Consider the following 26,482-nt stretch of genomic DNA (forward strand, 5'->3'; position numbering starts at 1 on the left):
CGGCGCAACCCCAGCCTCACTCGGGCTCGCAGCGGGTCATCCAGTACCCCTGGCTTTTGTCGATCACCGGCTTTCCGGCGCCGGTGATCGTGATCGTGCAGTCGAGGGGCTTCTCGGCCACGCCGTCGGGCCAGGTCGCCTCCACCATGACCCGGCTCTGGCCGTTGGTCCGGATGGTCGTGCGCCACGGCAGCTTCGCGCTGTCGACGTGGATGAGATCACTCTCGGCGTCGTAGTAGGCGATGTCCGCCTCACCCACGCCGGACACCTGGTAGACCACGGTCACCGGCGCGGGCCCCGACGTCGGTTGCGTGATCGGCTTCTTGGTGGGCCCGGCGGTGGTGGTCTCCGGATCGGTGGGCGCGGTGGGCTCCGGCGCGACGCTCGGCGGCCAGCCGTCGTCGTCGAAGGGGCCGGTGTCGTACGGGTCCTCGGCCACCGGCTCCCCGACGAACTGCCCGACCAGGGGCCCGGCCACGCAGAAGCAGCCGCAGACGGCGAGGGTGAGCGCCGCGACGACCGCGACGACGATCCCGACCACGCGACCGTTGCCGCCGGAGGGGCGACCGGCCGGCGGATAGCCGGGATAGAGGTAGGGCGGTGGATAGCCGGGTGGTGGGTAACCCGGCGGTGGGTAACCCGGCGGTGGGTAACCCGGCGGCGGATAGGCGGCCGGGATGGGTGCCGGCGACGGGGGTGGTGGCCAGGGAGCCGCCGCGGTGGGCGTCCACGAGGTTCCGGTGGGATCGGGTGTCCACGGCGCGGAGGGCGACGCGGGTGTCCACGGCGGTGGGGGTGCCCAGGGCTGGCCCGGGGCCAGTGGGTCGGGCATCGGGAAAGAGCCCGGCGCGGCCCAGTCGGACGGCGGCGTCGCCGGCTGTCCCGCCGTCGGATCCGGCGGCGTCGGGGTTGGTTCCGGGGGTGACGTCGGGGGCACCTCGGGTGGGGGCGCGTCGGACATGGCTGCTCCGGGCGGGAGTGGGTATGGGGCCAACGGGCCAGGGGAGCGCGCGCCGAGCCCGCCGGAAGACTGTCGTACCCGCTGGCCGTCCGCAACCCCGTCGGGTCGGTGGCACCGCGACCGGTCCGGTGACACTCGTCCCATTGCGGCCCGCCAACCACTGATCGCTCAAATTCGGTGCTTGTTTAGCCGACTTTCGAGCACCCATGCTGAGCGAAACTGGGTTAGGCTGCGGGCCATGTGTGGAATCGTGGGATACGCGGGCGCGCGCCCGGCACTGGGCATCGTGCTCGACGGGCTGCGGCGGCTGGAATACCGGGGCTACGACTCGGCGGGCGTGGCGATCGTCTGCGATGACCAGCTGCTGACCGAGAAGAAGGCCGGCAAGCTCGCCAACCTGGAGAAGGTGCTCTCCGAGCGCGCCGCCGACGACCCGACCTCCTGCGCGGCCAGCCCGATCGGCATCGGTGACGGCACCACCGGCATCGGGCACACCCGGTGGGCCACCCACGGCGGGCCGACCGACCGCAACGCCCACCCGCACCTGGCCCCCGACGGGCGCGTCGCGGTGATCCACAACGGCATCATCGAGAACTTCGCCAAGCTCCGCGCCGAACTGGAGGCCGACGGCGTCCAGTTCACCAGCGACACCGACACGGAGTGCGCCGCGCACCTGCTCTCCGCCGCGCTGGCCGACCTGCGCGCCGCCGGCCAGCCGGACAGTCCGCAGCTGCTCGCCGCCGGCATGCGCGTCGTGTGCCAGCGGCTGGAGGGCGCGTTCACCCTGCTCGCGGTCGACGCCGGGGTGCCCGGCGCGGTCGTCGGCGCCCGGCGCAACTCGCCGCTGGTCGTCGGCCGCGGCGAAGGGGAGAACTACCTGGCCAGCGACGTGGCCGCGTTCATCGAGCACACCCGGGAGGCGGTGGAGCTGGGTCAGGACCAGATCGTCCTGATCACCGGCGACAGCATCGAGATCACCGACTTCGACGGTCAGCCCGCCAGCGGCAAGGACTTCCACATCGACTGGGACTCCTCGGCCGCCGAAAAGGGTGGCTACGACTGGTTCATGCTCAAGGAGATCGAGGAGCAGCCGCAGGCCATCGCCGACACGCTGCTCGGCCGGCTCACCGAGACCGGTGAGATCGCCCTCGACGAGGTCCGCCTCAGCGACCAGGATCTGCGCGACGTCGACAAGATCTTCATCGTGGCCTGCGGCACCGCGTACCACGCCGGCATGGTCGCCAAGTACGCCATCGAGCACTGGACGCGGATCCCCTGCGAGGTGGAGCTGGCCAGCGAGTTCCGCTACCGCGACCCGGTGCTCGACCGGTCCACGCTGATCGTGGTGATCTCGCAGTCCGGCGAGACGATGGACACGCTGATGGCGCTGCGCCACGCCAAGGAGCAGAAGGCCCGGGTGCTGGCGATCTGCAACACCAACGGCTCGACCATCCCCCGCGAGTCCGACGCCGTGCTCTACACCCACGGCGGGCCGGAGATCGCCGTCGCCTCCACCAAGGCGTTCCTCACCCAGGTCGTCGCCTGCTACCTGATCGGTCTGCACCTGGCCCAGGTCCGCGGGATCAAGTTCGCCGACGAGGTCGGCGCGGTGGTCGCGCAGTTGCAGGACATCCCGGGCAAGCTGCGCGAGCTGCTCGACCGGATCGAGCCCGTCCGTGAGCTGGCCCGGGAGCTGAAGTCCGAGCCGACAGTGCTGTTCATCGGCCGGCACGTCGGCTACCCGGTGGCCCTGGAGGGCGCGCTGAAGCTGAAGGAGCTGGCGTACATGCACGCCGAGGGCTTCGCCGCCGGTGAGCTGAAGCACGGCCCGATCGCCCTGATCGACAAGGGCACCCCGGTGATCTGCGTGGTGCCGTCGCCGGTGGGCCGGGGGATGCTGCACGACAAGGTCGTCTCCAACATCCAGGAGGTCCGGGCTCGTGGCGCGCGGACCATCGTGATCGCGGAGGAGGGCGACGAGGCCGTCGTCCGGTACGCCGACCACCTGATCTACGTGCCGCGTACGCCGACCCTGCTGGCCCCACTGGTCACCACGGTGCCGCTGCAGGTGCTCGCCGCCGAGATCGCCGCCGCCCGGGGGCACGACGTGGACCAGCCCCGCAACCTGGCCAAGTCGGTCACCGTCGAGTAGCGCGTCGTCAGCGGCCCAGCACCACGCGGGCCATCCCGTCCAGCGCCGGGTTGTCCGGCTCCCAGTAGCCGGTGTGCCCGCCGCGACCGCTGGGGAACACCCGGCCGCCGAACCCGGGGTCGGCCGGGTCGTGACCGAACCACAGCTCGTGGCCGGTCCGATCCGGCCACCCCAGCACGGCGGCGAGCGGAGCGGCGCCCAGCAGGACCCGGCGGCCCAGCTCGTCCACCGGCCGGGCCAGGCGGATCACGTCGTCCGGAGCGCTGCTGGCCCACACCTCTGCGGCCGGTACGCCAAGCTCGGCGGCGTGCGCCGCACCGACCCCCGGTGAGCCGACGAACATCAACGCGTCGGCCGCCAGCCCGTGCTCCCGGGCGGCGATGCCCACCACCAGCGACCCGTAGCTGTGCCCGAGCACGGTCTGCCGCGCCGGCGGCCCCTCGTGGGTGGCGCGCAGCCCCTCCTGGAAGCGGTGCAGCGCCCCGCCGGCGTCCCGGGCCTGGCCGGCCGACGCCGCCTCGGTCAGGAAGTCCGGTGCGTCGTAGTCCAGCCACAGCACCGCCGCGCCGCGCTCACCCGGCGCGAGTGTCGCGCAGCGCTCCAGCACCCGGGCCGCGCGACCCAGCTCGCCAGGGGCGTCGTCCAGCCCGGCGGTCATTCCCGGCACGTACGTCAGCACCCGGTCGGCGTGGTCCGGGTCGCCGAGCGCCACCACCACCCGACCCTCACCGGCCGGGTCCAGCCCCAGCAGGTACGCCCGCGGTTCCCCGGTCGCCAGGCGCTCGGTGAGCGTGTCCAGGCCGGCCAGCCGCGCCGCCACCGCGCGCAGCCGCAGCGACGCGAGCGGCCCCGGCGGCACCCGGGCCAGCAACCGCCGACGCTCGGCCAGCAACTCCGCGCGCCGCGCACCGAGCCGCAGGCGGTTGGCCTGGTCGCGGGCGGCCACCGGCACCCCGTCCAGGCCGCCGACGAGGGCCGGCTCGTGCCCGACCAGCCACCGTCGCTGCGCCGGGGTCAACCCGGACCACCAGGCGCGCACCAGCGCCGGCGTCGCCCCGGAGGCCGGTCGGCCGGGCGGCGGTGGGGACGCCCAACCGGTGCCGGCGGCCCGGGCCAGCTCGTCCAACCGGTCGGCGGCCTGCCGGTCCGCCGCGTCGGCCAACTCCAGCGCGCCCCGCAGCGCCGCCGCCACCCCGGCCGGCTCGGTCGGTCGGGGACGAGTCGGATCGACGTGCACGCCACCGGACCGGTCCACCACCAGGCCGGCCGCGTCGGCCCGGGCGACCGCCTCGGCGAGCCGCGCCTTCGCCACCACGAGGCACCCGGCCAGCTCGGACAGCACCTGATCGGCCTCGATCAGCGCGGGCGCCACCGAGGTCACCTCGCCCCGCAGGCCGCCCAGCCGAGCGTCCGCCGCCACCGCTGCCGCGCCGGACCAGCCGCCCCGCAACCGCCCGGCGGAACCGGCCAGCTCGCCGGCGTGCCGCTCGACCGGACCGGTCAGCCCGGCCCAGGCCGCCCCGGCCGCCCGCCAGCCGCCCGGATCGGCGGCCCAGAGCTGCCGGTAGCCGACCCCGCTCACCGGGGCAGGACGGCGAACCGGCCGGCCGCCCGGTCGTCCACCGTCTCGTACGCCTCGGCCGCGGCCCGGACCCCACCGGCGGTCGCCGCCACGTCCGCTCCCAGTCGGCAGAACCACGCGTGCGCTGCCGACTCCAGCCCCGCCAGAGCCGTGGCGGCCCGCCAACCCGGCGCCGGCACCAGCAGGCCGGGCACTCCGGCCAGACCCCACGCCAACCGGTACGCCTCGTCGTCGAGCGCACCGGCCACGGCGCGCAGCTCCTGCGGCCGGACGGCGAACGGCTCCTCGGTCATGACCCCCACCCCCGTGCACGATCGGCATCCACGCGCTGACGCTAGGCAGGGTCGGGCCGTGCCGGAGTGCCCTGTGGACAGCCGGCTGCGGCCGTACCCCGGTGTGTCCACAGGCGTTGCCCACGGCGGGCCCGACGGCTAATCTGCCGCCTCGGCCGCCGGTAGGGTGGTCTGGTGATCGTCGCTGTCGGCATCGACGTCGTCCTGGTCGACCGGTTCACCCGGTCCCTGGCGCGGACGCCGCTGCTTGCCGACCGGCTCTTCACCGCGGCCGAGCGGGCCACCCGCTCCGGCACCCCACGCTCGCCCGAGTCGCTCGCCGCCCGGTTCGCCGCGAAGGAGGCCGTCGCCAAGGCGCTCGGCGCCCCGGCCGGGCTGAGCTGGCACGACTGCGAGATCGTGCCCGATAGGGCTGGCCGGCCCTGGCTGACCGTCTCGGGCACCGTCGCGGCGGCGGCCGTCGAGCGGGGGATCAACCACTGGCACCTCTCGCTGTCGCACGACGGCGGGATCGCGTCGGCGATGGTGGTCGCGGAACGGTGACGTCGGCCGGGTGGCCGGGGCGGCCCACTCGCGAGCGGAATGGGGCACGGTGACATGAGAGCGGTGTGGCGGGCGGCCGACGTACGGGCAGCAGAGGCGGGGCTGAAGGGCACACTGCCGGAGGGCACGCTGATGCAGCGGGCCGCCGCCGGGTTGGCCCGCCGGGCTGCTCTGCTGCTCGCCGAGCGGGGCGGGGTGTACGGCGGCCGGGTGCTGCTGCTCGTCGGCTCCGGCGACAACGGCGGTGACGCCCTCTACGCCGGGGAACGGTTGGCCCGCCGGGGCGTCGAGGTGTCCGCCCTGCTGCTCAGCCCGGGGCGGGCGCACCCCGCGGGGCTGGCCGCGCTGCGCGCCGCCGGTGGCCGGCTGGTCGACCGCCCGGGCGGCCCCGTCGACCTGGTCCTCGACGGCATCGTCGGGATCGGTGGCGCGGGCGGGCTGCGGGCGAGCGCGGACGAGGTGGTCCAGCGCCTCGACGACCTGCGCGGGCGCGACGGCGCTCGGGCCACCGTGCTGGCCGTGGACGTGCCGAGCGGGGTGGCGGTGGACACCGGGCACGTGCCGCTGGTCGCGTCCGGCCGGCCCGCCGCGGTCCGCGCCGACGTGACGGTGGCCTTCGGCGCGTTGAAGCCCGCCCTGGTCGTCGGACCGGCAGCCGTCCTGGCCGGGCACGTGGAGCTGGTCGACATCGGGCTGCGGCCCTGGCTGCGGGGCACTCCCGCGCTGCGGGTCACCGAATGGTCCGACCTCGTGCAGTGGTGGCCGCAGCTGGGCGCGGCGTCGGAGAAGTACACCCGGGGTGTGGTCGGGGTGGCGACCGGCTCGGCGACGTACCCGGGCGCGGCGGTGCTCTCCGTCGGCGGGGCGCTCGCCGGGCCGACAGGGCTGGTCCGCTACGCCGGCGGCGCTCGGGCCGAGGTGCTGCACCAGCACCCCTCGGTGATCGCCACCGGGCGGGTCGCCGACGCCGGCCGGGTGCAGGCCTGGGTGTGCGGCTCGGGGCTGGGCACCGGCGACGACGCGGCGGCCGAGCTGCGGGCCGTCCTGGCCGCCCCGGTGCCGGTGGTGCTCGACGCGGACGCGCTGACCCTGCTTGTGGACGGCTCGCTCGCCGACCGGCTGCGCGGCCGGGACGCGCCGATCGTGGTCACCCCGCACGACCGGGAGTTCACCCGGCTGTGCGGGGAGGAGCCCGGCGCCGACCGGGTCGGGGCCGCGCTGCGGCTGGCCGCCTGGATGAACGCGGTGGTGCTGCTCAAGGGGGACCGCACGGTGATCGGCACGCCGGACGGCCGGGCGTACGTCAACCCGACCGGCACCCCGGCGCTGGCCACCGGCGGCACCGGCGACGTGCTGGCCGGGCTGCTCGGCTCGCTCCTGGCGGCCGGGGTGCCGGCGGACCGGGCGGCGGCCTCGGCCGCGTACCTGCACGGGCTCGCCGGTCGGGAGGCGGCCCGCGGCGGCCCGGTGACCGCGCCCGACGTGGCGACCGCCCTGCGCCCGGTCGTCGCCCGGCTGGGCTGATCGTCGCTGTTCGGGGCCGGTTGGCCGGCTCGGCGGGCCGGGCCGTGCGTCGCCGCCCACCCGGATCAGGGCGGAAAGTAGGCTGGGCGTATGTGGCAGGCCGAGGTACGCGTCGATCTTGATGCGATCCGCGAGAACGTGAGCCGGCTCCGCTCCGGCACCACCGCCGAGCTGATGGCGGTGGTCAAGGGCGACGGGTACGGCCACGGGATGATCCCGTCCGCCCGCGCGGCGCTGGACGCGGGGGCCGACTGGCTCGGCGTGTGCACCCTCGACGAGGCGCTCACGCTGCGTCGGGCCGGGATCACCGCGCCGGTGCTGGCGTGGTTGCTCGCGCCGGGGCTGCCGCTGCACGAGGGGGTCGGCGCCGGGGTGGACCTCGCCGCTGCCAGCCTGCCGCAACTGGACGAGATGATCGAGGCGAGCCGGCGTGCCGGACGCCCGGCCCGACTGCACCTGAAGATCGACACGGGGCTGTCCCGGGGCGGCGCCACCGTCGCCGACTGGCCGGCGCTGCTCGACGCCGCCGCGAAGGCCCAGGCCGACGGCCTGGTCGAGGTGGTCGGCGTGTGGAGCCATTTCGTGTACGCGGACATGCCCGGCCATCCGACCACGGACCGGCAGCTCGCCGTCTTCCACGAGGGGCTGGCCATGGTCGAGCAGGCCGGGCTGCGCCCCCGCTGGCGGCACCTGGCCAACTCGGCGGCCACCCTGACCCGCCCGGACACCCACTTCGACCTGGTTCGCCCCGGGCTGGCCGTCTACGGTCTGTCCCCGGTGGCCGGCGAGACGTACGGGCTGCGGCCGGCGATGACCGCGCGGGCCCGGGTGATGCTCACCAAGCGGGTGCCCGCCGGCACCGGCGTCTCGTACGGGCACACCTACACGACCGAGGCCGACGCGAATCTCGCCGTGGTGCCCCTCGGGTACGCCGACGGTGTGCCCCGGCACGCGTCCAACACCGGGCCGGTGCAGCTCGCCGGTGCGCGGCGGACGATCTCCGGGCGCGTCTGCATGGACCAGTTCGTGATCGACTGTGGTGACGACCCGGTGGCCGACGGCGACGTGGCGACCCTGTTCGGCAGCGGTGCCGACGGCGAGCCGACGGCCGACGACTGGGCCGAGGCGGTCGGCACGATCAACTACGAGATCGTCACCCGGTTCGGCAGCACGCGGGTGCCGCGCGTCTACGACGGCGAGCGCTCGCCGTGAGCGCGAGGAGTGAGCCGGGGTTGCGAGCCCCGCAGTCGCGAACAAAGGTGACGCCGTGACGTACCGCATCCCGCGGCCGCGGACCGCCGCCGGCCGGGTCGCCGGCCTGGTCGGCGCCGCGGTCGGAGTGGCGGCGGCCGGCCTGGCCGCCGGCGTCGCGACCGAACGCACCCTGGTCCGCCGGCTCAAGGCCGACCCGGCCGACCGCTACGCGCACGAGAGGTTCGGCGAGCAGCGGTACGACGACGCGTTCCGGCTGGAGCTGCCGGACGGCACCGACATCCACGTCGAGGTGGTCGAGCCGACCCGCCCGGTGCCGGGGCACCCGACGGTGGTGCTGGTGCACGGCTTCTGCCTGGACATGGGCACCTTCCACTTCCAGCGCCGGATGCTCGCCGCGCGCGGCGACTACCGTGTCGTCGCGTACGACCAGCCCGGTCACGGCCGGTCCGGCCGGTTGGAGACCGGGGAGTACGACCTGGCGGTGCTCGGCCGGACGCTGCGCCAGGTGATCGACCGGACCGCCCCGGAGGGGCCGCTGGTGCTGGTCGGCCACTCGATGGGCGGCATGACCATCATGGCGTTCGCCGAGCTGTTTCCGGAGCTGTTCGGTGACCGGGTGGTGGGCACCGTGCTGATGGCCACCTCGGGCGGGTTGATCGCGGAGACCAAGCTGGTCGCGCCGGCGCTGCTCGGCCGGGTCGGCGGGCCGGTGCTCTACATGGTCAGCAACGCCACCCGGTACGGCGGCCCGGTGATCGACAAGGCCCGCAAGTCCACGTCCAACGTGGCCTGGCTGCTCACCCGCAAGTACGGCTTCGGCACCCGCAAGCCCAGCCCGGCGCTCGTTTCGTACGTGGAGACGATGAACTCCCGGACCTCCGCCGACACGGTGACCCGCTACCTGCGGACGCTTGCCACGCACTCGCGCTTCCCGGCGCTGGCCGCGTTGGCGAACGCGCCGGTGCTGGTGGTCGTCGGCGACAAGGACATGATCACTCCGGTGACACACTCGGAGGAGATCGTCCGGCGGTTGCCACACGCCGAGTTCATCAAGATCAAAGATAGTGGCCACGTGGTGATGCTGGAGCACGCCGACGAGGTCAACGCCGCGCTGGCGCGGTTCCTCGAGTCACTGGAGAGCATGGAGGACCGGTGAGTTTCGTCGTCAAACTGCCGACCGTCGAGGACACTCGGGAGTTCGGTCGCCGGCTGGCCAGGCTGCTGCGGGCCGGTGACCTGGTGCTGTTGACCGGTCCGCTGGGGGCCGGCAAGACCGCGCTCACCCAGGGCGTCGGCGTGGGGCTCCACGTTCTCGGCGACGTCACCTCGCCGACGTTCGTGATCGCCCGCGTGCACCGGCCCGACCCGGCCCGGGGTGGCCGGGTGGCCCTGGTGCACGCCGACGCGTACCGGCTGGGCGCCGCCAGCGACCCGCGTGCCGAGATCGACGACCTGGATCTGGACGCCTCGGTGGACGAGTCGGTGACCGTGGTGGAGTGGGGCGAGGGCCTGGTGGAGCAGTTGGTCGACGCGCACCTGCGGGTCCGTATCGACCGCCGCGACGACGACACCCGGATCGTCGAGCTGGAGCCGGTCGGTGGCGACTGGGCCCGACGGCTCGCCGAGCTGAGTTAGGGCCCGTGTCGGCGCGGCGTTGTCGGACCCGGTGCCTAGAGTGCGGGGGACCGACCCGCGCTGGAAGAGGTTCCTGATGCCCGACGACGCCCCCGCCCTGGATCTGCTGGCACTGCTGCCGGAGCAGTGGCGTGCCGTGCTCACCCCGCACCTCGATCCGGCCCGCACCGCCGCGCTGGCCGAGTTCGTCGCCCGGGAGTACGCGACGCAGACCGTCTTCCCGCCGTTGGAGGATCTCTTCTCGGCCTACCGGCTCTGCCCGCCGCAGAGCACCCGGGTGCTGATCCTCGGGCAGGATCCCTATCACCGCGCCGGGCAGGCCCACGGGTTGAGCTTCAGCGTCCGCGAGGGGGTGGCGGTGCCGCCGTCGCTGCGCAACGTCTTCAAGGAGTTGGGCGAGGACGTGGGCGTGGCCAAGCCGCGCAGCGGCAACCTCGACGGCTGGGCCGCGCAGGGCGTGCTGCTGCTCAACGCGGTGCTGACGGTGCGCCAGGCCACCCCGGGTTCGCACGCCAACTCGGGCTGGGAGGAGTTCACCGACGCCACGATCCGGGCGCTGAACGCCGCACCCGACCGGGTGGTCTTTTTGCTCTGGGGCGGCTACGCGCGCAAGAAGGCGGCCCTGGTTACCAACCCGCAGCACGTGGTGCTGGAGGCTGGCCACCCCAGCCCGATGAACCCGCGCGGCTTCCTCGGCAGTCGCCCGTTCAGCGCGGCCAACAAGGCGCTCGCCGACGCCGGCCGGCCCACCATCGACTGGGAGCGCACCGCGGGCTGATCCCTACGGCGCGGGCCGCGTCGCCAGCTCAGTGGCGTGGGCCGCGTCGCCGGCTTGTTGGTGGGGCGTGGGCCGTGCGGCCGGTTTTTGTTGTGGTGCGGGGGCCGCGCCGCTGACCTCTGCGGCGTGCGCCGCGTCGCCGGCTCTGCGGCGTGCGCCGCGTCGCCGGCTTGTTGGTGGGGCGCGGGCCGTGCCGCCAGCTTGTTGTTGTGGTGCGGGCCGTGCCGCCTGGCGAGACCGCGTGGCCCTTCGCCGCGCGGCGCGGGTCAGCCCTCGGCAGCGAGTTGCCGCGCCCGGTAGCGGCGCAGTAATTCGGCGGCCCGCGGCTCGGTCAGCTCCAGCTCGACCAGCGGCACCACCCGATAGTCGCGCCCGCCGTGGCGCACCTCGATCGTCTCGGGCAGCTCGTCGCACATGGTCGCCCTGATCTCGCCGTACCGGGTCGACCAACGGTGCTCGCCCGGCTCCTCTGGCTCCAGCCACACCCCGCCGAACTCGCCCCACCGGGCGTTCCACCGCTGGCCGTAGTTCGCCTTCAGCCAGCCGGTGAACCGTTTCGAGTCCTGCCAGCGCAGGGCGATCTCCACGGCGTCCACCGGCACCGGCGCGCCCTGCAACAGGGCCGCCGTGCCGCCGGTGAGCACCTGCGGAAAGTCGGTGAGTCGGTCCAGCGTCTCATCCAGGCCCAGCTCGTCGATGCGTTGGGCGATCGGCCGGGCGGCCAGTTCGTCGATGCGGGCGTCGAGGTGCGCGTCCAGCGGCTCGACCTCGACCACCATCTGCACGTCCATCGCGGCGAACAAGCGCTCCAGCACCGCAAGGCTCGCGGCGCGGCTGCCGCTCTCGATCCGGGCAACAGCCGCCTGGGTGACCCCCGCCGCCTCTGCCAACTCGGACTGGGTCAGGTCGCGCAGGTGCCGTTGCTGGCGGACAGCCCTGCCGAGCAGGGTGGCGAGGCGCGTCGGCGGCATGCCGACATGGTGGACCGGGCACGGCCGAGGAGAAACCGCTGAGCCGGATTCACGACTGCGTGGCCTGGGTCCGAGATCCCGGCGACCCGGCGCCGTCGGGTGGGCCATTCCCTGATGAGCGGTATTCCTGTGGGTCATAAATATGACTCACAGGTATACCGTTTCTCACCGCAAGTGGCCTCCGGCCGAGCGGTGGCGTCCGCACAGGTCGACTGAGAACGGCCAGGACGGTGAGAGCGGCCAAGACGGCCAAGGCGGCCGATGCGGGCGATAGCGACAGCCCTGCTCGACGGCCTGAACGGCCGGAGTGGCCATGACGACAGTCGGAACGGCCAGGACGACCCGCTTAGAGCGGCCCAGGCGGCCGAGGATGACAGGCGGCCGGGCTTGAGTGGCCGGGCTTGAGGGGCCGGGCTTGAGGGGCCGGCACCCAGGGTGCCAGGGCGTCCAGGAGTGAGTGGCTGACCCTGGGCGCAGGCAGGGGGCGGGGCGTGGCCGGGCGGCGGTGGTGGGGCCGCTAGGCTGGCTAACCGTGCTCGTACTCGTGGTGGACAGCTCTACCCCCGCGGTGACCGCAGCGTTGGTGGAGATCTCGGCGGACGGCGTGACGTCCCGGGCGCACCGGTGCACGGTCGACGCCCGCGCGCACGGTGAACTGCTCGCGCCCCAGGTCGACGCGGTCCTCGCCGACGTCGGAGCGCGCCCGCGTGACCTGGGCGCCATCGTCGCCGGCCTCGGCCCGGGGCCGTTCACCGGGCTGCGGGTCGGCCTGGTCACCGCCGCCACGATGGGGCAGGTGCTCGGCGTCCCGACGTACGGCGTCTGCTCCCTGGACGGCATCGGCTACCCGGCGGCGGCCGGCGAGCCGGTGCTGGCCGCCAGCGACGCCCGCCGCAAGGAGCTGTACTGGGCCGTCTACGACGGCGCCGGTCAGCGGATCGTCGGGCCCGAAGTGTCCGCCCCGGCGGTGGCCGCCGCGCGCGCCCGGGAACTGGGGGCGACGGTCGCGGTCGGCGACGGGGCACACCGGTACGCCGAAGCCCTGGACCTGCCGGTCCGGGTCGAGCCGCGCTACCCGGAGGCCACCGTGCTGGCGCAGCTCGCCGCCGAGCGGATCCGGGCCGGCGCACCCGGCGAGCGGCTCACCCCGCTCTACCTGCGCCGTCCGGACGCCGTGGCGGCCACCGGCCGCAAATCGGTCCTGCCGTGAGCACGACGGTACGGCTGGACCCGTTCCGCTGGTGGCACATCGACGAGGCGATGCCCATCGAGGTGGACCTCTTCGGCGCGGAACACTGGTCGCCGGCGATGTTCTGGAACGAGCTGGCCAACAGGCACCACTATCGGGTCGCCACCGACACCGACGGCACCCTGCTCGGCTATGCCGGGCTCGCCGGAGCCCCACCGGACGAGGTGTGGGTGCAGGTCATCGCGGTCCGCCGGGACGTCCAGCGGCGCGGTGTCGGGCGTGTCCTGCTGGAGGAGCTGCTCGCCGAGGCGGCCCGACGTGACGCCCGCAGCACCCTGCTGGAGGTCGCCGTGGACAACGTGGCCGCCCAGCGGCTCTACGCGATGTACGGGTTCGAGCCGATCGGGGTGCGTCGCGGCTACTACCAACCGAGCAACACCGACGCGCTGGTCATGCGGCGCGACGCCGAGCCGACCGGGGACGGACCACACGACCATGGCTGACGAACCGCTGATCCTGGGCATCGAGACCTCGTGCGACGAGACCGGCGTCGGCATCGTACGCGGGCACACCCTGCTGGCCGACGCGCTCGCGTCCAGCGTCGAGGAGCACGCCCGCTTCGGCGGCGTGGTGCCCGAGGTGGCCAGCCGGGCCCACCTGGAAGCCATCGTGCCGACCATGCAGCGGGCGCTGACCGAGGCCGGTGTCACCCTGGCCGACATCGACGCCATCGCGGTCACCTCCGGGCCCGGGCTGGCCGGCGCGCTGCTCGTCGGCGTCGCCGCCGCCAAGGGGTACGCGCTGGCGGCCGAGAAGCCGGTGTACGGCGTCAACCACCTCGCCGCGCACGTCGCGGTGGACACGCTTGAGCACGGCCCGCTCCCGGAACCCGCGATCGCGCTGCTGGTCTCCGGCGGGCACTCGTCCCTGCTGCTGGTCGATGACCTGGCCCGGGGCGTCACCCCGCTCGGCGCCACCATCGACGACGCGGCCGGTGAGGCGTTCGACAAGGTCGCCCGACTGCTGGGGTTGCCGTTCCCGGGCGGCCCGCCCATCGACCGGGAGGCCCGCGCCGGTGACGCCGCCTCGATCGCGTTCCCGCGTGGCCTCACCGCCGCCAAGGATCTCGCCGCCCACCGGTACGACTTCTCGTTCTCCGGGCTGAAGACGGCGGTGGCCCGCTGGGTCGAGGCGCGGCAGCGCGCCGGCGAGCCGGTGCCGGTGGCCGACGTCGCCGCGTCCTTTCAGGAGGCGGTCTGCGACGTCCTGACCAGCAAGGCGCTCGCCGCCTGCCGGGCGCAGGGGATCGAGACGCTGGTGATCGGCGGTGGAGTGGCGGCGAACTCCCGGCTGCGGGCGCTGGCCGAGCAGCGGGCCGAGAAGTACGGCATCCGGGTGCGGGTGCCCCGGCCGAAGCTGTGCACCGACAACGGGGCGATGGTGGCCGCGCTCGGATCGCACCTGGTCGCCGCCGGGGTCGCGCCGAGCCGGCTGGACCTGCCGGCCGACTCGGCGCTGCCGTTGACAACGGTCAGCGTGTGACGGGGGCACCGGAGATGATCGTGCGGATGTGGGAGGCGCGCGCCGAGGCGTACGGCGTCGCCGACCTGATCACCTGGGTGTGCGACACCGCCCTGCCCGAGTTGGAGCACGACCCTCTGCACGTGTCGAGCGAGGTCTTCTCCTCCACCGACCACCGTGTCGTGGTCATCTCCAAGTGGCGCAGCAGCCCGCGTCCGCTGCCCGATCCACCCGCCCTGCTGGTGGCCCGCGCCCCGCACTCCTGGGATTTCACCCAGGTGGACCGCTGACGGGGGCCACCTCCACGGGTGGTCAGCTGCGGCGCAGCATCCGGTAGGTGGCGATCCCGCCGGTGCCGAGCGCGGCGAGGAAGACCAGCCAGACGACTGTGCTGCTGACTCCGACCTGTGGGCCGGCGTTCGCTCCGGCGGCGGCGAGCAGGCCGTCCTTGCCGGGGGCGGGCAGCGCGGCCGGCGGCAGTTCGGGCCACCGGACCAGTCCGGTGGACTCCAGCATCTGCATGTGGTGCTGCACGAAGGCGTTGGCGTCCTCGCAGAGCTTACGAACTGTCGCGTCGCGGGTGCTGGCACGCACCGCGCCGATCACCGGGAAGATCTTGCCGTGGGCCACGCGGAGCCGGGTCACGAAGATCTGGTCGAACCGGGCGCCGGAGGCGTTCTGCATCTCCGACAGCCAACCCTTCTGCTCGGCGGTCGGCTCGGTGGGGATGGACGCGCCGAGCTTGTTGGCGGCGTCCACGACGAGCTGGTCGAGCTTCTGGTGCTCGCCGGCGATGGCCGCGCCGATCTCCCGTACCTTCGCCGACTGTCCCTTCTCGGCGGCCATCTGACCGGCCGGCATCTCCCACAGCCCGGCCAACCGCACACCGTTGAGCAGTGTCATGTCGGCGGCGTTGAGCTGCTGCCCGCCGGAGGGGGCGGCGATGGCCACTCCGGGCAGGACACCGACCCCCGCGACGATCGCGATGAGCAACATCGCCGCGCGGTGCATCCGGTTGCCCGGCCGACGACGGGCGGATCTGAGCGGTGCCATGTCTGTGGTGCCTCCTCGGTCCGGACCGAAACGCGTCTGGACCGGGCAGCCGCACCCTGCCGGCCGCCCGTCCGCCCACTGGTACGGACTGATCGCCCGATCAGTTCATCCGCGCGCCCGGTGGAAATGCGTGCGGTGGACGAGCCGAAGCCCTCGGCGCGACGCGGATCAGCGGGTGACGGCGAGGAAGCCGCCGAGCAGCAGCAGCGTGAGCGCGGCGACGGCGAAGAGCACCAGCAGCTCCCGGCGGCCGTGCCCGATCGGGTCACCGCCGCCGGCCGTCGCGGCGGCGGGGTCGGGCAGGGCCGGCAGGTCGCGGGTCAGCGCGGCCAGGTCACCGAGGGTACGGGAGGCCCAGACCGCGCCGGCCCGCTCGGAGAACTCGTCCAGCGTGAGCCGGCCCTCGGTGGTGTGCCGGTGCAGCTCGGCGACCACCCGGTGGCGGTCGTCGTCGGAGGCGCGCAGCTCGACATCCACGCCGGACAGGGTACGCGGGTCAGCCCACGTCGAGGGGGTCGGCGAGGAGCCGTTCGAAGGCCAGTTCGGCGGCGCCGATCAGGGGCGCGTCCTCGCCCAGTTTGGGGGTGCGCAACCGGACGTGTTCCAGGCAGGCGCCGAGGGCGTTGGAGTTGAGTCGACTGCGGATCTGGGCCGCCGCGGCGAGGTAGAGGTCCCGCATGGTGCCGCCGAAGATGACCATCTCGGGGTTGAAGACGTTCACCAGGTTGGCCACCCCGAAGCCCAGCCAGTCACCGGCCTTGCGGACCGCCGTCTGGGCGCGGGCGTCTCCCCGGTCGGCGGCGTCGAAGACGGCCAGCAGCGCGTCGCGGCCCCGGGCGTCGGATCGTCCGGCCGCGCGGAGCAGGCCGTGCTCGCCGATCTCGGTCTCCCAGCAACCCCGGGCGCCGCACTCGCAGGGCATGCCGTCACGGACCACCTTCATGTGGCCGACCTCGCCGCCGTACCCGCCGTGTCCGGTGAGTCGACGCCCGCCGGCGATGATGCCGGCACCGACGCCGACGTCGCCGTACAGGTAGATGACGTTGTCGCAGCCGGCCGCGACCCCCCGGGCGTGCTCGGCGAACGCCGCCACGTCGGCCACGTTGCCGACCGTGACCGGCACGTCGAGGCCCAGTTCGGCGCCGAGCGCGGCGCCGATCGGCTGGTCCACCCAGCCCGTGGTGGGGCCGAGCCGGACCAGACCGTCCTCGCGGCGGACCATCCCGCAGACCGCGACGCCGGTGCCGACGCAGATCGCGTCAGCGGGCACCGCCTGCTGCATCTCCTTGACCGCACCGGCGAGCAGCGGCGCGGCCTCGGCGGCCAGCAGCCCGCGCGGTCGGTCCAGCTCCCGGCGGTCCAGCACCGCGCCGCCCAGGCCGACCCGGGCGGCGCGCAGTCGGTCCACCTCGACGGAGTACGCGTACGCGTAGACCCGGGCCGACTCGGGCCGGACGACAATGGACGGTCGTCCGGCCCGGCCGGTCTCCTTCGGTGTTCCCTCGCTTACCAGTCCGACGCCGGCCAGGTCGGCGGTGAGCGCGCCGATGGTGCTCCGGTTCAGCCCCAGGGTGGTGGTGAGTTCGGCGCGGGTGGTCGCCCCGTGGACGTGCACGTGCCGCAGCAGGGCCCCGAGGTTCTGCCTTCGGACCTCCTCCTGGCTGGGTGCCGGGCGCATGCTGGTGCTACCTTCCGCGCGGTCAGCGGGTGCCGGTGGCTGCCGCGCGACGGCGGGAGAGCGCGTCGACGCTGGCGGCGAGCAGCAGCACGACGCCGGTGACCACGTACTTGACTCCCGCGCTGTACCCCATCAGGCCCATTCCGTTTTCGATGACCGCGACCACCGCGCCTCCCAGGACGGCGTCGAGGACGCGACCCTTGCCGCCGAAGAGGCTGGTGCCGCCGATCACCGCCGCGCCGACCGCGTAGAGCAGTACGTTACTGCCCCCCGTGTTCGGGTCGACCGAGTTGGCCCGGCTGGCCGCCACGATGCCTCCGACGGCTGCCATCGACGAGCAGATCATGAAGACCGAGATCCGGATGCGGTCGACGCCGATGCCGGCCCGACGGGCCGCTTCCCGGTTGCCGCCCACGGCGTAGATGTGCCGGCCGTAGCTGGTGCGTTGGAGCACGAAGGTCCAGATGACCAGCAGCACCGCGATGATCGGCACCACGATCGGTACGCCCTTGAGCGAGCTGATCAGGACGTTGCGGCTGCGCTCCAGGTTGAGGACGTACACGGCCGTGCCGAGGATGATGGCGAGCCCGGCGATCCGGAGCGCCACCACGGCGATCGGGTCGGTGATCAGGCCGCGGGCCACCCGGTTGCGGTGACGCAGCAGTTGCACCGCCGCGTAGCCGACGACCGCGAGGATGGCAAACGCCCAGCCCAGGGCGGGGGTGAGGTTGCGGTTGGCGATGGCGACCAGCACGTTGTCGCGGACGGAGATGTTGGTGCCCTCCTTCACCAGCAGCAGCACGATGCCCTGGAAGGCGAGGAAGCCGGCGAGGGTGACCACGAAGGACGGGATACCGACCTTCGCGACGAGCATGCCGAGGCTGGTGCCGATGACCAGGCCGGTGGCGATCGCGGCGAGCACGGCGACCCACCAGGGGTAGCCGAGCACGGTGACCACGTTGGCCAGCACTGCCGCGCAGACGCCGCTGGCGAAGCCGGCGGAGAGGTCGATCTCGCCGAGCAGCAGCACGAAGACCAGACCCATCGCGATCAGCGTGACCGCGGCGCCTTGGGTGAAGAGGTTGGCGAAGTTGCCGGCCGACAGGAACGACGACGGCCGCATGACCGCGAACACGGTGCAGAGCACGATCAGACCGAGCACGGCCGGCAACGCGCCGACGTCGCCACCGCGTACCCGACTCAGGTAGTTGCGGGCGTGCCTTCCGACGGTCGGCGGCGGTGTGACGGCCGCCGGGCCGTCCTTGCGCACCGCGGTGGTGGTCATCGGACGCCTCCTGAGATCGAGTCGGCCGGCTGCGGGCCGTCGCCGTTGCCGCCCGGGTCGGTGGCGAGGCCGAGCCCGCCCGAGCGCCCGGCGGTGATCAGCTCAACCACCTGGGCGTGAGTGATGTCGGTGGTCTTCACCTGGGCGACCATCTGGCCGAGGTACAGCGCGGCGATCCGGTCGGAGACGGCGAAGACGTCGTTCATGTTGTGCGAGATGAGGACCACGGCCAGGCCGTTGTCGGCGAGGCGGCGGACCAGTTCCAGGACCTGGGCGGTCTGTGCCACACCGAGCGCCGCGGTCGGCTCGTCCAGGATGACGAGCTTGCTGTTCCACAGCACCGCTTTGGCGATGGCCACGGTCTGGCGCTGACCGCCGGAGAGGCTGGACACGTGCTGGCGGAGCGAGGTGACGGTACGGATGGAGAGCCCCGCCAGGGTCTCGGCGGCGAGCTGTTCCATGCTCGGCTCGTCCAGGACGATGCCCCTGTGCTTCTCCCGGCCGAGGAACATGTTCTGCACGATGTCCAGGTTGTCGCAGAGCGCGAGGTCCTGGTACACGACCTCGATGCCGAGGGCGGCGGCGTCGCGGGGACTGCCGATGTGCACCTGTTCGCCGTTGAACAGGACCTCACCGGCGTCGGTGGGGTAGATGCCGCTGATGCACTTCACCAGGGTCGACTTGCCGGCGCCGTTGTCGCCGACCAGTGCGGTCACTTCGCCCGGGTGGACGGTCAGGGCGACGTCGCGGAGCACCTGGACGGGACCGAAGCTCTTGTCGATCCCGCGGAGCTCCAGCAGGGGGGTCGCGGACACGGGGGTCTCCTTCTTAAGGGAGGGTCGGGGCCCGTCCGGCGGGCGCCGCCCGGCACGGGAGGGGTGCTCCCGTGCCGGGCGGCGGTGGTCGTCCCGGCGGGTACTGCGGCGTCGGTCAGCTGATGCCGGCGTCGGCGCAGGCCTTGGCGTACGCCGCGGTGCAGACCTCTTCCTTGGTCACGTAGCCGTCGGCGATGACGTCCTTGATGTTGTCCTTGTAGATGGCCTTCGGGGTGAGCAGCACCGAGGGGACGTCGCGGCCACCCTCCGGGTCCTTCACCGTCTGGCCGGTGTCCTTCCTCTCGCCCTTGGCGAGCGCGATGGCCAGGTCGGAGGCGGCCTTCGCCTCTTCGCGGACGGCCTTGTAGACGGTCATGCACTGGTCACCGGCGAGGATGTTCTGCAGGCCCTCGGTGCTGGCGTCCTGGCCGGTCACCGGCACCTTGCCGTTGAGCTTGTTCTTCTTCAGGATCGAGATGGCCGCGTTGCCGAGACCGTCGTTGGCGGCCAGCACGCCGTCGATCTTGCCTTTGGCCTTGGTGAGCTGCTGCTCGAAGATCGTCGTGGCCTGCGCGTTGTCCCAGGCCGGCACGGCGTCCTCGGGGCCCTTGACGTACTCCTTGGAGTCGAACTTCGGCTTGAGCACCGAGTCGTAGCCGGCCTTGAACAGGGTGGCGTTGTTGTCGGTGGGGGAGCCGTTCAGGTACGCCACGACGGGGTTCTTGGCGTTCTTCTCAGTCAGGCACTTGGACAGGCCCTCGCCCTGGAGCTTGCCGACGGTCTCGTTGTCGAAGCTGACGTAGTACTGGGCGGAGCCGCCCAGGGTGAGCCGGTCGTAGTCGATGGTGGCGACGCCCTGCGACTTGGCCTTGTCGAGCACGGCCTTGCCGGTGCCGGAGTCCAGGTTGACGATCATCAGGGCGGTGACGCCGCTGGTGATCATCTGGTCGGCGATGGTCTGGAAGGCGGTCTTGTCGTTCTGCGCGTTCTGGATGTCGTACTGGACGCCGGCGGCCTTGAACGCCTCCTCCAGGAACCGGCGGTCCGCGGTCTCCCACCGGGCGGAGGACTTGCTGTCCGGGAGGATGACGCCGATCTTGGGGGTCTTGGCGGAGGCGGCCTTGTCGCCGGAGTCGTCGCCGCAGGCGGTCAAACCGCCGGTCGCGAGCAGGCCCACGGCGGCGATGGTGAGGATCCCCTTACGCATGTGCAGGGTCCTTTCGGAGGTGGGGGAGGTGTTGTTTTGTTGTGTCCGGCAACGTATTTCGCGTCACACTGGTCCCACAAGACCGCGCAGGTGCCAAGTTTGTTGGAAGCCATAACAATTCAGCAACGCGACTGTTACTCCCCGGGTATCCCACGCGGGAGTCGACGTAACGACTGTCGTCAGTGGGTCTGCAACGGCGCGGTGCGGGCGTCGGTCAACGCCACCAGATCCGCCGCGGCCAGTTCGAGTTGCAGACCGCGTCGGCCAGCCGAGACGTAGATCGTCGGCAGATCCAGCGCGGATTCGTCCAGCACTGTGGGCAGACGCCGCCGCTGCCCGAGCGGGCTGATCCCGCCGCGAACGTAGCCGGTGGCCCGCTCGGCGACCGCCCGGTCGGCCATCGTCGCCCGCTTGCCGCCGACCGCCGCCGCGAGCGCCTTGAGGTCCAGCTCGCCGGTGACCGGGACGACCGCCACGGTCAGGGCGCCGTCGACCTCGGTCACCAGCGACTTGAACACCCGCTCGGGTGCCACACCGAGCGCCTCGGCGACCAGCGCGCCGTAGTTCGGCACGTCCGGGGAGACCCGGTACGGATGGGTGCGATACGCGATCCCACGCTTGACCAGCAGCGCGGTCGCCGGAGTGCCCTGTCCCGCCACACCGACGACGCTAGTGGACCGGGTGGCCGACCAACACGGTCGGTGCCCCGGCCGTCCGGGTGAGCACCAGGCTCGCCGCCTGGTCGCCGGCCAACCGCAGATCCCGCCGCAACTGCTCCGGGGTGAGCGCGGAGCCCCGCTTGAGGATCTCCACCCGGCCCACCCGCCGTTCCCGCAGCAGTGCCCGCAGGCGCTTGAGCGAGAACGGCAGCACGTCGGTGATCTCCAGGCACCGGGCGTACGGGGTGGGCGTCGGCCGGTCGGCGTAGAGGTAGGCGATGCTCGGGTCACCCAGCGTGGCGTCCAGCTGGTCGGCCAGTTCGGCGACGAGGTGCGCGCGGACCACGGCCGGATCCGGGTCGTACAGGTAGCGGCGCGGTGGCCCGACCGGCGCGTCGGTGGCGCCCGAGCCGGTGAGCTGAAAACGGTGCGTCTCGGCGCCCACCTGCCGGTAGAGAGTCGCGCGGCGGGGCACCTGGGCCAGGTCCCCACACCAGAGCGCGGCCTCGACCAGGTCGCCGTCCACGCCGACCCACTCCGCCTCCGCGCCGGCCGGGATGAGCGCGTGGTCCAGTCCCGGCGCCACCTTCACCACCGTGCGCGGCACCCGTTCCGCGAGCCCGGTGACGAAGTCCCACGGTGGCGAGTAGGCGCGCGGGTCGAAGATCCGCCGACCGGTGCCGCTCGTACGTCGGGCCGGGTCACAGAAGACGCCGTCGACCCGGGAGACGTCGAACGCGGTGGCGTCGCCGCACTCGACCGTGAACAGCTCGGCCAGCCCCGCGGCGGCGGCGTTGGCGGCGGCCATCGCGGCGGTCACCGGGTCGGCCTCCACCCCGTACACCCGGATGCCGGCGCGGGCGGCGGCGAGCGCGTCGGCGCCGAGGCCGCAGCCGAGGTCGGCCAGCGTGCGCACGCCGGCCGCGCGCAGCCGCTCGGCGCGGCGGTCGGCGACGACCCGGCGGGTGGCCTGCTCCAGCCCGGCGCGGGTGAGGAACATCCCGGCGGCAGCCGGGCCGAACTTGCCGACCGCCCGGTGGCGCAGCTCGGCCTGGGTGAGCGCCGCCGCGGCCAGCGCGGGCGGCACCCCGCCGGCGCGTAACGCCGACGCCGCCGCCAGTGGATCACCGCCGGCCAGCCCGGCCGCCGCCGTGAGCGCGGCCGACCCCTCGGGGGTACGCAGCGCCGCCAGCTGATCGAGATCCACCCCACCATTCTCCCGGCCGAGGCGGAAATACCGGCTGGCGGGGCGCGACGCGCTGGCACTCTCCTTGACGGAGTGCTAGCCACGGAATAACCTGCGATTAGCACTCTCACCCTGAGGGTGCCAGCTTCCGGGTCTCGCGACCCGGGTGCGCACGCCAGGCGGACCGGCACCCGCGACGACGGCCCCGCCCGGTGGCATGAGGCAGATTGACGCTGGTCAGCCCCGCTGGCCGGCAACGAAACCAGTAGTACCCCAGGAGGGTATGCCCGTGACTACCGCGACCAAGGTTGCGATCAAGCCGCTCGAGGACCGCATCGTGGTCCAGGCGAACGAGGCTGAGACCACCACGGCGTCGGGCATCGTGATCCCCGACACCGCCAAGGAGAAGCCGCAGGAGGGCACCGTCCTCGCTGTGGGTCCGGGGCGCGTCGACGACAACGGCAACCGGGTTCCGGTTGACGTGCAGGTCGGCGACACCGTCCTCTACTCGAAGTACGGCGGCACCGAGGTCAAGTACGCCGGCGAGGAGTACCTGGTGCTCTCCGCCCGCGACGTCCTCGCGGTCATCGAGAAGTAAGCAACCGATCAGTGTCGCTGCCCCGGTCCGGCTCGCCGGGCCGGGGCAGCTTCGCTTCGAAGGGACATACATGGCGAAGATCCTGAGCTTCTCGGACGACGCCCGGCACCTGCTGGAGCACGGTGTCAACGCCCTCGCAGACGCGGTCAAGGTCACCCTCGGCCCGCGCGGGCGCAACGTCGTCCTGGACAAGAAATTCGGTGCGCCGACGATCACCAACGATGGTGTGACCATCGCCAAGGAGATCGAGCTCACCAACCCCTACGAGAACCTCGGCGCGCAGCTGGTCAAGGAGGTGGCGACCAAGACCAACGACGTCGCCGGCGACGGGACCACCACCGCGACCGTGCTGGCGCAGGCGATGGTCCGTGAGGGCCTGCGCAACGTGACCGCCGGGACCAACCCGGCCGGCCTCAAGCGGGGCATCGACGCGGCGGCCACCAAGATCTCCGAGGCGCTGCTCGGCCGCGCCGTCGAGGTCGCTGACAAGAAGTCGATCGCGAACGTGGCGACGATCTCGGCGCAGGACGCCACCATCGGCGAGCTGATCGCCGAGGCGATGGAGCGGGTCGGCCGCGACGGTGTCATCACCGTCGAGGAGGGCTCGATGCTCACCACCGAGCTGGACGTGACCGAGGGTCTCCAGTTCGACAAGGGCTTCATCTCGCCGAACTTCGTCACCGACCTGGAGGGTCAGGAGTCCGTCCTGGAGGACGCGTACATCCTGGTCACCACCCAGAAGATCTCGGCGATCGAGGAGCTGCTGCCGCTGCTGGAGAAGGTCCTGCAGAACAGCAAGCCGCTGCTGATCATCGCCGAGGACGTGGACGGTCAGGCGCTCTCCACCCTGGTGGTCAACTCGCTGCGCAAGACCCTCAAGGTCTGCGCGGTCAAGGCCCCGGGCTTCGGCGACCGGCGCAAGGCCATGCTCCAGGACATCGCGATCTCCACCGGCGCCGAGCTGGTCGCTCCGGAGCTGGGCTACAAGCTCGACCAGGTCGGCCTGGAGGTGCTCGGCAGCGCCCGGCGCGTCGTGGTCGACAAGGAGAACACCACGATCGTCGACGGCGGCGGCCAGAAGGCCGACGTCGACGACCGGGTCTCCCAGATCCGCAAGGAGATCGAGGCCTCCGACTCCGACTGGGACCGGGAGAAGCTGGCCGAGCGGCTGGCGAAGCTCTCTGGCGGCATCGCCGTGATCAAGGTGGGTGCGGCGACCGAGGTCGAGATGAAGGAGCGCAAGCACCGCATCGAGGACGCCATCGCGGCGACCAAGGCCGCGGTCGAGGAGGGCACCGTGCCCGGCGGCGGCGCCGCCCTGGTGCAGATCCTTCCCGTGCTCGACGACGACCTGGGCTTCACCGGCGAGGAGAAGGTCGGCGTCTCGATCGTGCGCAAGGCGCTGGTCGAGCCGCTGCGCTGGATCGCGCAGAACGCCGGCCACGACGGCTACGTCGTGACGCAGAAGGTCGCCGACATGCAGTGGGGCCACGGCCTCGACGCCGCCACCGGCGAGTACGGCGACCTGGTCAAGGCCGGCATCATCGATCCGGTGAAGGTGACCCGCAACGCGGTCACCAACGCCGCCTCGATCGCCGGTCTGCTGCTCACCACCGAGAGCCTCGTGGTGGAGAAGCCGGAGCAGGCCGAGCCGGCCGCCGCCGGTGGGCACGGCCACGGCCACGGTCACCAGCACGGCCCGGGCTTCTGACCCGGTAGCGACACCCGCCCCGGGGCACACCGTCGTACGGCGGTGTGCCCCGGTTCGTCTCCGCGATCATTACCAAGCGCTGACATGGTTGGCGACCCGGCGGATTGATCGCGCACACTGGGCCGATGAGCACCACGTCGCGGCGGTACGCCGCGCTGGCCGGAGTGACCGCCGCCGCCGTCGCGATCGGGATCGCGGAGCCGGTGGCGGTGCTGACCGGCCCCCGGTCGGCGCCACTGGTCGCGGTGGGCGGGGTGGTCGTCGACGCCGTCCCCGAGCCGCTCAAGCAGTTCGCCATCGACGTCTTCGGCACCGCCGACAAGATCGCCCTGCTGATCGGAACGGCCCTGCTGCTGGGCGCCTTCGCCGCGCTGCTCGGAATGGTGGCGGTCCGCCGGCTGGCCCTGGGCCTGGCGGGGATCGCGGCGTTCGGCGTCGTCGGTGTGGCCGCCGCGCTGACCCGCCCCGGCGCGGACGTCTTCGACGCGCTGCCGTCGCTGGTCGGTGGGGGACTCGGCGCCCTGGTGCTCTGGCTGTTCATCGCCGGCCCGTTCGAGCTGGACCCCTGGCCCTGGACCTCACCCGCCACCTCCCGCCCGGCAACCCCGCCGGCTGCCGGTCCTGGTGAATGGCCGGTGTCGTCCGCCGGGCCGCCGGAGGGCCTGCCGGTCCCGGTGAGCCCCGCCGCCCCGCCGGCGCCGGTGACCCCGGCCGCGCCGGCCGCGACTGTCGATCCGGAGTCGCGCCGGCGGTTCCTGACCGCCACCGGCGTGCTACTCGGCACGGCCGCCGTGGCCGGTCTCGGCGGGCGCTGGCTGGCCGGGCGGCGCGGCGTGTCCGCCGCCCGGGACGCGATCCGGCTGCCCGCGCCGGTCGCCCCCGCACCGGCCGTGCCGGCGGGCGCGGACCTGTCGCTGGCCCAGCTCGCGCCGTACGTCACCCCGAATCTCGGGTTCTACCGGATCGACACCGCCCTGGTGGTGCCGCAGGTGGACCCGGAGACCTGGCGGCTGCGCATCCATGGCCGGGTGGGCACCGAGCGCACCTACAGCTACGCCGATCTGCTGGCCCGGCCGTTGGTCGAGCGGTACGTCACGCTGGCCTGCGTCTCGAACGAGGTGGGTGGGGACCTGATCGGCAACGCCCGCTGGCTGGGCGTACCCCTGCGGGAGCTGCTGGACGAGGTGCAGCCGGAGGAGGACGCCGACCAGGTCGTCGGCCGGTCGGTCGACGGTTGGACCTGTGGCACCCCCACCGCCGCGCTCCGCGACGGACGCGATGCGCTGCTGGCGATCGGCATGAACGGCGAGCCGCTGCCGGTCGAGCACGGGTTCCCGGTCCGGATGGTGGTGCCGGGCCTCTACGGCTACGTGTCGGCCTGCAAGTGGGTGACCGAGCTGGAGCTGACCCGGTTCGCCGACTTCGACGCGTACTGGGTGCCGCGTGGTTGGTCCGCCCAGGGCCCGATCAAGACCCAGTCGCGCATCGACGCGCCGCGACGGCGCAACCGGTTGACCGCCGGTCCGGTGACGGTGGCCGGTGTGGCCTGGGCGCAGCACCGGGGCGTTCGCCGGGTCGAGGTACGCGTCGACGACGGCCCCTGGCAGGAGGCGCAGCTCGCCCCGACGGTGTCGGTGGACACCTGGGTGCAGTGGTCCTGGCGCTGGGACGCCACGCCGGGCGAGCACCGGCTCCAGGTCCGGGCAACGGACGCGACAGGCGAGACCCAGACCGAGCGCACGCAGAGCGTCGCCCCGGACGGCGCCACCGGCTGGCACACCGTCCCAGTCAACGTCCACTAACCCCCACCCTGCCCCGCCCCCACCCGCCTGACCCCTGGTGATCATGAAGTTATTGCCCCGATCGACGGCGTGTCGGGGCAATAACTTCATGATCGACGGGGGCAGGTGTGGGTGGGGGAGGGGT

26 protein-coding genes are annotated in these 26,482 nt (G+C 73.1%); 14 read left to right on the forward strand and 12 right to left on the reverse strand.

The genetic code is table 11. The features are described from left to right. Window positions 1-16: 16 nt before the first annotated feature. Window positions 17-832 carry an MmpS family transport accessory protein gene (locus ACFYPH_RS22395; RefSeq protein WP_387184307.1) on the reverse strand — a complete coding sequence of 272 codons (816 nt, stop codon included), beginning with the start codon at window positions 830-832 and terminating at the stop codon, window positions 17-19. Between the two features lie 367 nt (window positions 833-1,199). Here ACFYPH_RS22395 and glmS point away from each other — a divergent pair, with 367 nt between their 5' ends. Further along, window positions 1,200-3,113, forward strand: a complete 1,914-nt coding sequence (gene glmS, locus ACFYPH_RS22400; RefSeq protein WP_355068237.1) for a glutamine--fructose-6-phosphate transaminase (isomerizing) — start codon at window positions 1,200-1,202, stop codon at window positions 3,111-3,113. A gap of 7 nt (window positions 3,114-3,120) precedes the next feature. Here the strand turns inward: glmS and ACFYPH_RS22405 are convergent, their stop codons facing one another. Further along, window positions 3,121-4,695 carry an alpha/beta hydrolase gene (locus ACFYPH_RS22405; protein WP_355068239.1) on the reverse strand — a complete coding sequence of 525 codons (1,575 nt, stop codon included), beginning with the start codon at window positions 4,693-4,695 and terminating at the stop codon, window positions 3,121-3,123. After that, entirely contained in the window at window positions 4,692-4,988 is a 297-nt protein-coding gene (locus ACFYPH_RS22410) for a hypothetical protein (RefSeq protein WP_354855332.1), read from the reverse strand. The genes ACFYPH_RS22405 and ACFYPH_RS22410 overlap by 4 nt, the downstream gene beginning before the upstream one ends. Window positions 4,989-5,162: 174 nt before the next feature. Between ACFYPH_RS22410 and ACFYPH_RS22415 the strand changes: the two genes are divergently transcribed. The 6 genes from ACFYPH_RS22415 (at window position 5,163) to ung (ending at window position 10,683) form a co-directional block, all read left to right on the forward strand. Beyond that, entirely contained in the window at window positions 5,163-5,531 is a 369-nt protein-coding gene (locus ACFYPH_RS22415; protein ID WP_354855333.1) for a holo-ACP synthase, read from the forward strand. A 54-nt stretch (window positions 5,532-5,585) separates the two neighbouring features. After that, on the forward strand, window positions 5,586-7,055 hold the full coding sequence (locus ACFYPH_RS22420) for an NAD(P)H-hydrate dehydratase (protein WP_355068241.1): 1,470 nt from the start codon (window positions 5,586-5,588) through the stop codon (window positions 7,053-7,055). Between the two features lie 90 nt (window positions 7,056-7,145). Then, entirely contained in the window at window positions 7,146-8,267 is a 1,122-nt protein-coding gene (alr, locus tag ACFYPH_RS22425; protein ID WP_354855335.1) for an alanine racemase, read from the forward strand. 55 nt (window positions 8,268-8,322) lie between these two features. Further along, window positions 8,323-9,426 (forward strand): alpha/beta hydrolase, encoded by a 1,104-nt coding sequence (locus ACFYPH_RS22430; protein ID WP_355068243.1) that lies wholly within the window; start codon window positions 8,323-8,325, stop codon window positions 9,424-9,426. Next, complete coding sequence (gene tsaE / locus ACFYPH_RS22435) at window positions 9,423-9,905, forward strand: tRNA (adenosine(37)-N6)-threonylcarbamoyltransferase complex ATPase subunit type 1 TsaE (protein ID WP_354855337.1); 483 nt, start codon at window positions 9,423-9,425, stop codon at window positions 9,903-9,905. The genes ACFYPH_RS22430 and tsaE overlap by 4 nt, the downstream gene beginning before the upstream one ends. A 76-nt stretch (window positions 9,906-9,981) precedes the next feature. Further along, complete coding sequence (ung, locus tag ACFYPH_RS22440) at window positions 9,982-10,683, forward strand: uracil-DNA glycosylase (RefSeq protein ID WP_354855338.1); 702 nt, start codon at window positions 9,982-9,984, stop codon at window positions 10,681-10,683. 266 nt (window positions 10,684-10,949) lie between these two features. Here ung and ACFYPH_RS22445 read toward each other — a convergent pair whose 3' ends face one another. Further along, window positions 10,950-11,654 (reverse strand): helix-turn-helix transcriptional regulator, encoded by a 705-nt coding sequence (locus tag ACFYPH_RS22445; RefSeq protein WP_354855339.1) that lies wholly within the window; start codon window positions 11,652-11,654, stop codon window positions 10,950-10,952. 532 nt (window positions 11,655-12,186) lie between these two features. Here ACFYPH_RS22445 and tsaB point away from each other — a divergent pair. The 4 genes from tsaB to ACFYPH_RS22465 are packed head-to-tail and all read left to right on the forward strand — an operon-like array spanning window position 12,187 to window position 14,654. Beyond that, window positions 12,187-12,864 (forward strand): tRNA (adenosine(37)-N6)-threonylcarbamoyltransferase complex dimerization subunit type 1 TsaB, encoded by a 678-nt coding sequence (gene tsaB, locus ACFYPH_RS22450; RefSeq protein WP_355068247.1) that lies wholly within the window; start codon window positions 12,187-12,189, stop codon window positions 12,862-12,864. Further along, entirely contained in the window at window positions 12,861-13,346 is a 486-nt protein-coding gene (rimI, locus tag ACFYPH_RS22455) for a ribosomal protein S18-alanine N-acetyltransferase (protein ID WP_354855341.1), read from the forward strand. The genes tsaB and rimI overlap by 4 nt, the downstream gene beginning before the upstream one ends. Then, on the forward strand, window positions 13,339-14,385 hold the full coding sequence (tsaD, locus tag ACFYPH_RS22460; protein WP_007465128.1) for a tRNA (adenosine(37)-N6)-threonylcarbamoyltransferase complex transferase subunit TsaD: 1,047 nt from the start codon (window positions 13,339-13,341) through the stop codon (window positions 14,383-14,385). The genes rimI and tsaD overlap by 8 nt, the downstream gene beginning before the upstream one ends. A gap of 14 nt (window positions 14,386-14,399) precedes the next feature. Further along, window positions 14,400-14,654 carry a hypothetical protein gene (locus ACFYPH_RS22465; protein ID WP_039906914.1) on the forward strand — a complete coding sequence of 85 codons (255 nt, stop codon included), beginning with the start codon at window positions 14,400-14,402 and terminating at the stop codon, window positions 14,652-14,654. A 22-nt stretch (window positions 14,655-14,676) separates the two neighbouring features. On the opposite strand, the gene ACFYPH_RS22470 is transcribed toward ACFYPH_RS22465, so the two are convergent. The 8 genes from ACFYPH_RS22470 to ACFYPH_RS22505 form a co-directional block, all read right to left on the reverse strand. Continuing rightward, window positions 14,677-15,417: a DUF4142 domain-containing protein gene (locus tag ACFYPH_RS22470; protein ID WP_354855342.1), complete on the reverse strand. Its 741-nt coding sequence runs from the start codon at window positions 15,415-15,417 to the stop codon at window positions 14,677-14,679. 168 nt (window positions 15,418-15,585) lie between these two features. After that, window positions 15,586-15,894, reverse strand: coding sequence for a DUF1707 domain-containing protein (locus ACFYPH_RS22475; protein ID WP_354855343.1), 309 nt, complete (start codon window positions 15,892-15,894; stop codon window positions 15,586-15,588). Between the two features lie 19 nt (window positions 15,895-15,913). Next, window positions 15,914-17,095, reverse strand: coding sequence for an ROK family protein (locus ACFYPH_RS22480; protein WP_387184319.1), 1,182 nt, complete (start codon window positions 17,093-17,095; stop codon window positions 15,914-15,916). A gap of 22 nt (window positions 17,096-17,117) precedes the next feature. Then, on the reverse strand, window positions 17,118-18,380 hold the full coding sequence (locus ACFYPH_RS22485; RefSeq protein ID WP_387184322.1) for a sugar ABC transporter permease: 1,263 nt from the start codon (window positions 18,378-18,380) through the stop codon (window positions 17,118-17,120). Beyond that, complete coding sequence (locus tag ACFYPH_RS22490; RefSeq protein WP_387184325.1) at window positions 18,377-19,195, reverse strand: ATP-binding cassette domain-containing protein; 819 nt, start codon at window positions 19,193-19,195, stop codon at window positions 18,377-18,379. Before ACFYPH_RS22490 ends, ACFYPH_RS22485 begins: the two co-directional genes overlap by 4 nt. A 115-nt stretch (window positions 19,196-19,310) precedes the next feature. Then, the gene (locus tag ACFYPH_RS22495) at window positions 19,311-20,402 is read right to left on the reverse strand and encodes a sugar ABC transporter substrate-binding protein (protein ID WP_387184328.1); all 1,092 of its coding nucleotides are present in this window, start codon (window positions 20,400-20,402) and stop codon (window positions 19,311-19,313) included. Between the two features lie 179 nt (window positions 20,403-20,581). After that, window positions 20,582-21,061, reverse strand: a complete 480-nt coding sequence (ybaK, locus tag ACFYPH_RS22500; protein ID WP_354855348.1) for a Cys-tRNA(Pro) deacylase — start codon at window positions 21,059-21,061, stop codon at window positions 20,582-20,584. A 10-nt stretch (window positions 21,062-21,071) separates the two neighbouring features. After that, window positions 21,072-22,268, reverse strand: coding sequence for a methyltransferase domain-containing protein (locus ACFYPH_RS22505; protein WP_354855349.1), 1,197 nt, complete (start codon window positions 22,266-22,268; stop codon window positions 21,072-21,074). 262 nt (window positions 22,269-22,530) lie between these two features. On the opposite strand from ACFYPH_RS22505, the gene groES reads away from it, so the two are divergent. From groES to ACFYPH_RS22520, 3 genes are all read left to right on the forward strand, one after another. After that, complete coding sequence (gene groES / locus ACFYPH_RS22510) at window positions 22,531-22,845, forward strand: co-chaperone GroES (RefSeq protein ID WP_030330046.1); 315 nt, start codon at window positions 22,531-22,533, stop codon at window positions 22,843-22,845. Window positions 22,846-22,915: 70 nt separating this feature from the next. Beyond that, window positions 22,916-24,556, forward strand: coding sequence for a chaperonin GroEL (gene groL / locus ACFYPH_RS22515; RefSeq protein WP_355068452.1), 1,641 nt, complete (start codon window positions 22,916-22,918; stop codon window positions 24,554-24,556). Between the two features lie 125 nt (window positions 24,557-24,681). Then, window positions 24,682-26,358, forward strand: a complete 1,677-nt coding sequence (locus tag ACFYPH_RS22520; protein WP_387184333.1) for a molybdopterin-dependent oxidoreductase — start codon at window positions 24,682-24,684, stop codon at window positions 26,356-26,358. Window positions 26,359-26,482: the final 124 nt, after the last annotated feature.

The organism is Micromonospora sp. NPDC005252 (genome assembly GCF_042872475.1).
In the GTDB taxonomy this organism is placed as follows: domain Bacteria; phylum Actinomycetota; class Actinomycetes; order Mycobacteriales; family Micromonosporaceae; genus Micromonospora.

Bases quoted from the DNA above. Each gene is read 5' to 3' on its own strand.
- ACFYPH_RS22465 (WP_039906914.1), top strand. From the start codon at position 14,400: ATGATCGTGCGGATGTGGGAGGCGCGCGCCGAGGCGTACGGCGTCGCC.
- alr (WP_354855335.1), top strand. From the start codon at position 7,146: ATGTGGCAGGCCGAGGTACGCGTCGATCTTGATGCGATCCGCGAGAAC.
- glmS (WP_355068237.1), top strand. From the start codon at position 1,200: ATGTGTGGAATCGTGGGATACGCGGGCGCGCGCCCGGCACTGGGCATC.
- ACFYPH_RS22445 (WP_354855339.1), bottom strand. From the start codon at position 11,654: ATGCCGCCGACGCGCCTCGCCACCCTGCTCGGCAGGGCTGTCCGCCAG.
- ACFYPH_RS22520 (WP_387184333.1), top strand. From the start codon at position 24,682: ATGAGCACCACGTCGCGGCGGTACGCCGCGCTGGCCGGAGTGACCGCC.
- ACFYPH_RS22420 (WP_355068241.1), top strand. From the start codon at position 5,586: ATGAGAGCGGTGTGGCGGGCGGCCGACGTACGGGCAGCAGAGGCGGGG.
- ACFYPH_RS22495 (WP_387184328.1), bottom strand. From the start codon at position 20,402: ATGCGTAAGGGGATCCTCACCATCGCCGCCGTGGGCCTGCTCGCGACC.
- groES (WP_030330046.1), top strand. From the start codon at position 22,531: ATGCCCGTGACTACCGCGACCAAGGTTGCGATCAAGCCGCTCGAGGAC.
- ACFYPH_RS22485 (WP_387184322.1), bottom strand. From the start codon at position 18,380: ATGACCACCACCGCGGTGCGCAAGGACGGCCCGGCGGCCGTCACACCG.
- groL (WP_355068452.1), top strand. From the start codon at position 22,916: ATGGCGAAGATCCTGAGCTTCTCGGACGACGCCCGGCACCTGCTGGAG.
- ACFYPH_RS22480 (WP_387184319.1), bottom strand. From the start codon at position 17,095: ATGCGCCCGGCACCCAGCCAGGAGGAGGTCCGAAGGCAGAACCTCGGG.
- ACFYPH_RS22395 (WP_387184307.1), bottom strand. From the start codon at position 832: ATGCCCGACCCACTGGCCCCGGGCCAGCCCTGGGCACCCCCACCGCCG.
- ACFYPH_RS22410 (WP_354855332.1), bottom strand. From the start codon at position 4,988: ATGACCGAGGAGCCGTTCGCCGTCCGGCCGCAGGAGCTGCGCGCCGTG.
- ACFYPH_RS22470 (WP_354855342.1), bottom strand. From the start codon at position 15,417: ATGGCACCGCTCAGATCCGCCCGTCGTCGGCCGGGCAACCGGATGCAC.
- ung (WP_354855338.1), top strand. From the start codon at position 9,982: ATGCCCGACGACGCCCCCGCCCTGGATCTGCTGGCACTGCTGCCGGAG.
- tsaD (WP_007465128.1), top strand. From the start codon at position 13,339: ATGGCTGACGAACCGCTGATCCTGGGCATCGAGACCTCGTGCGACGAG.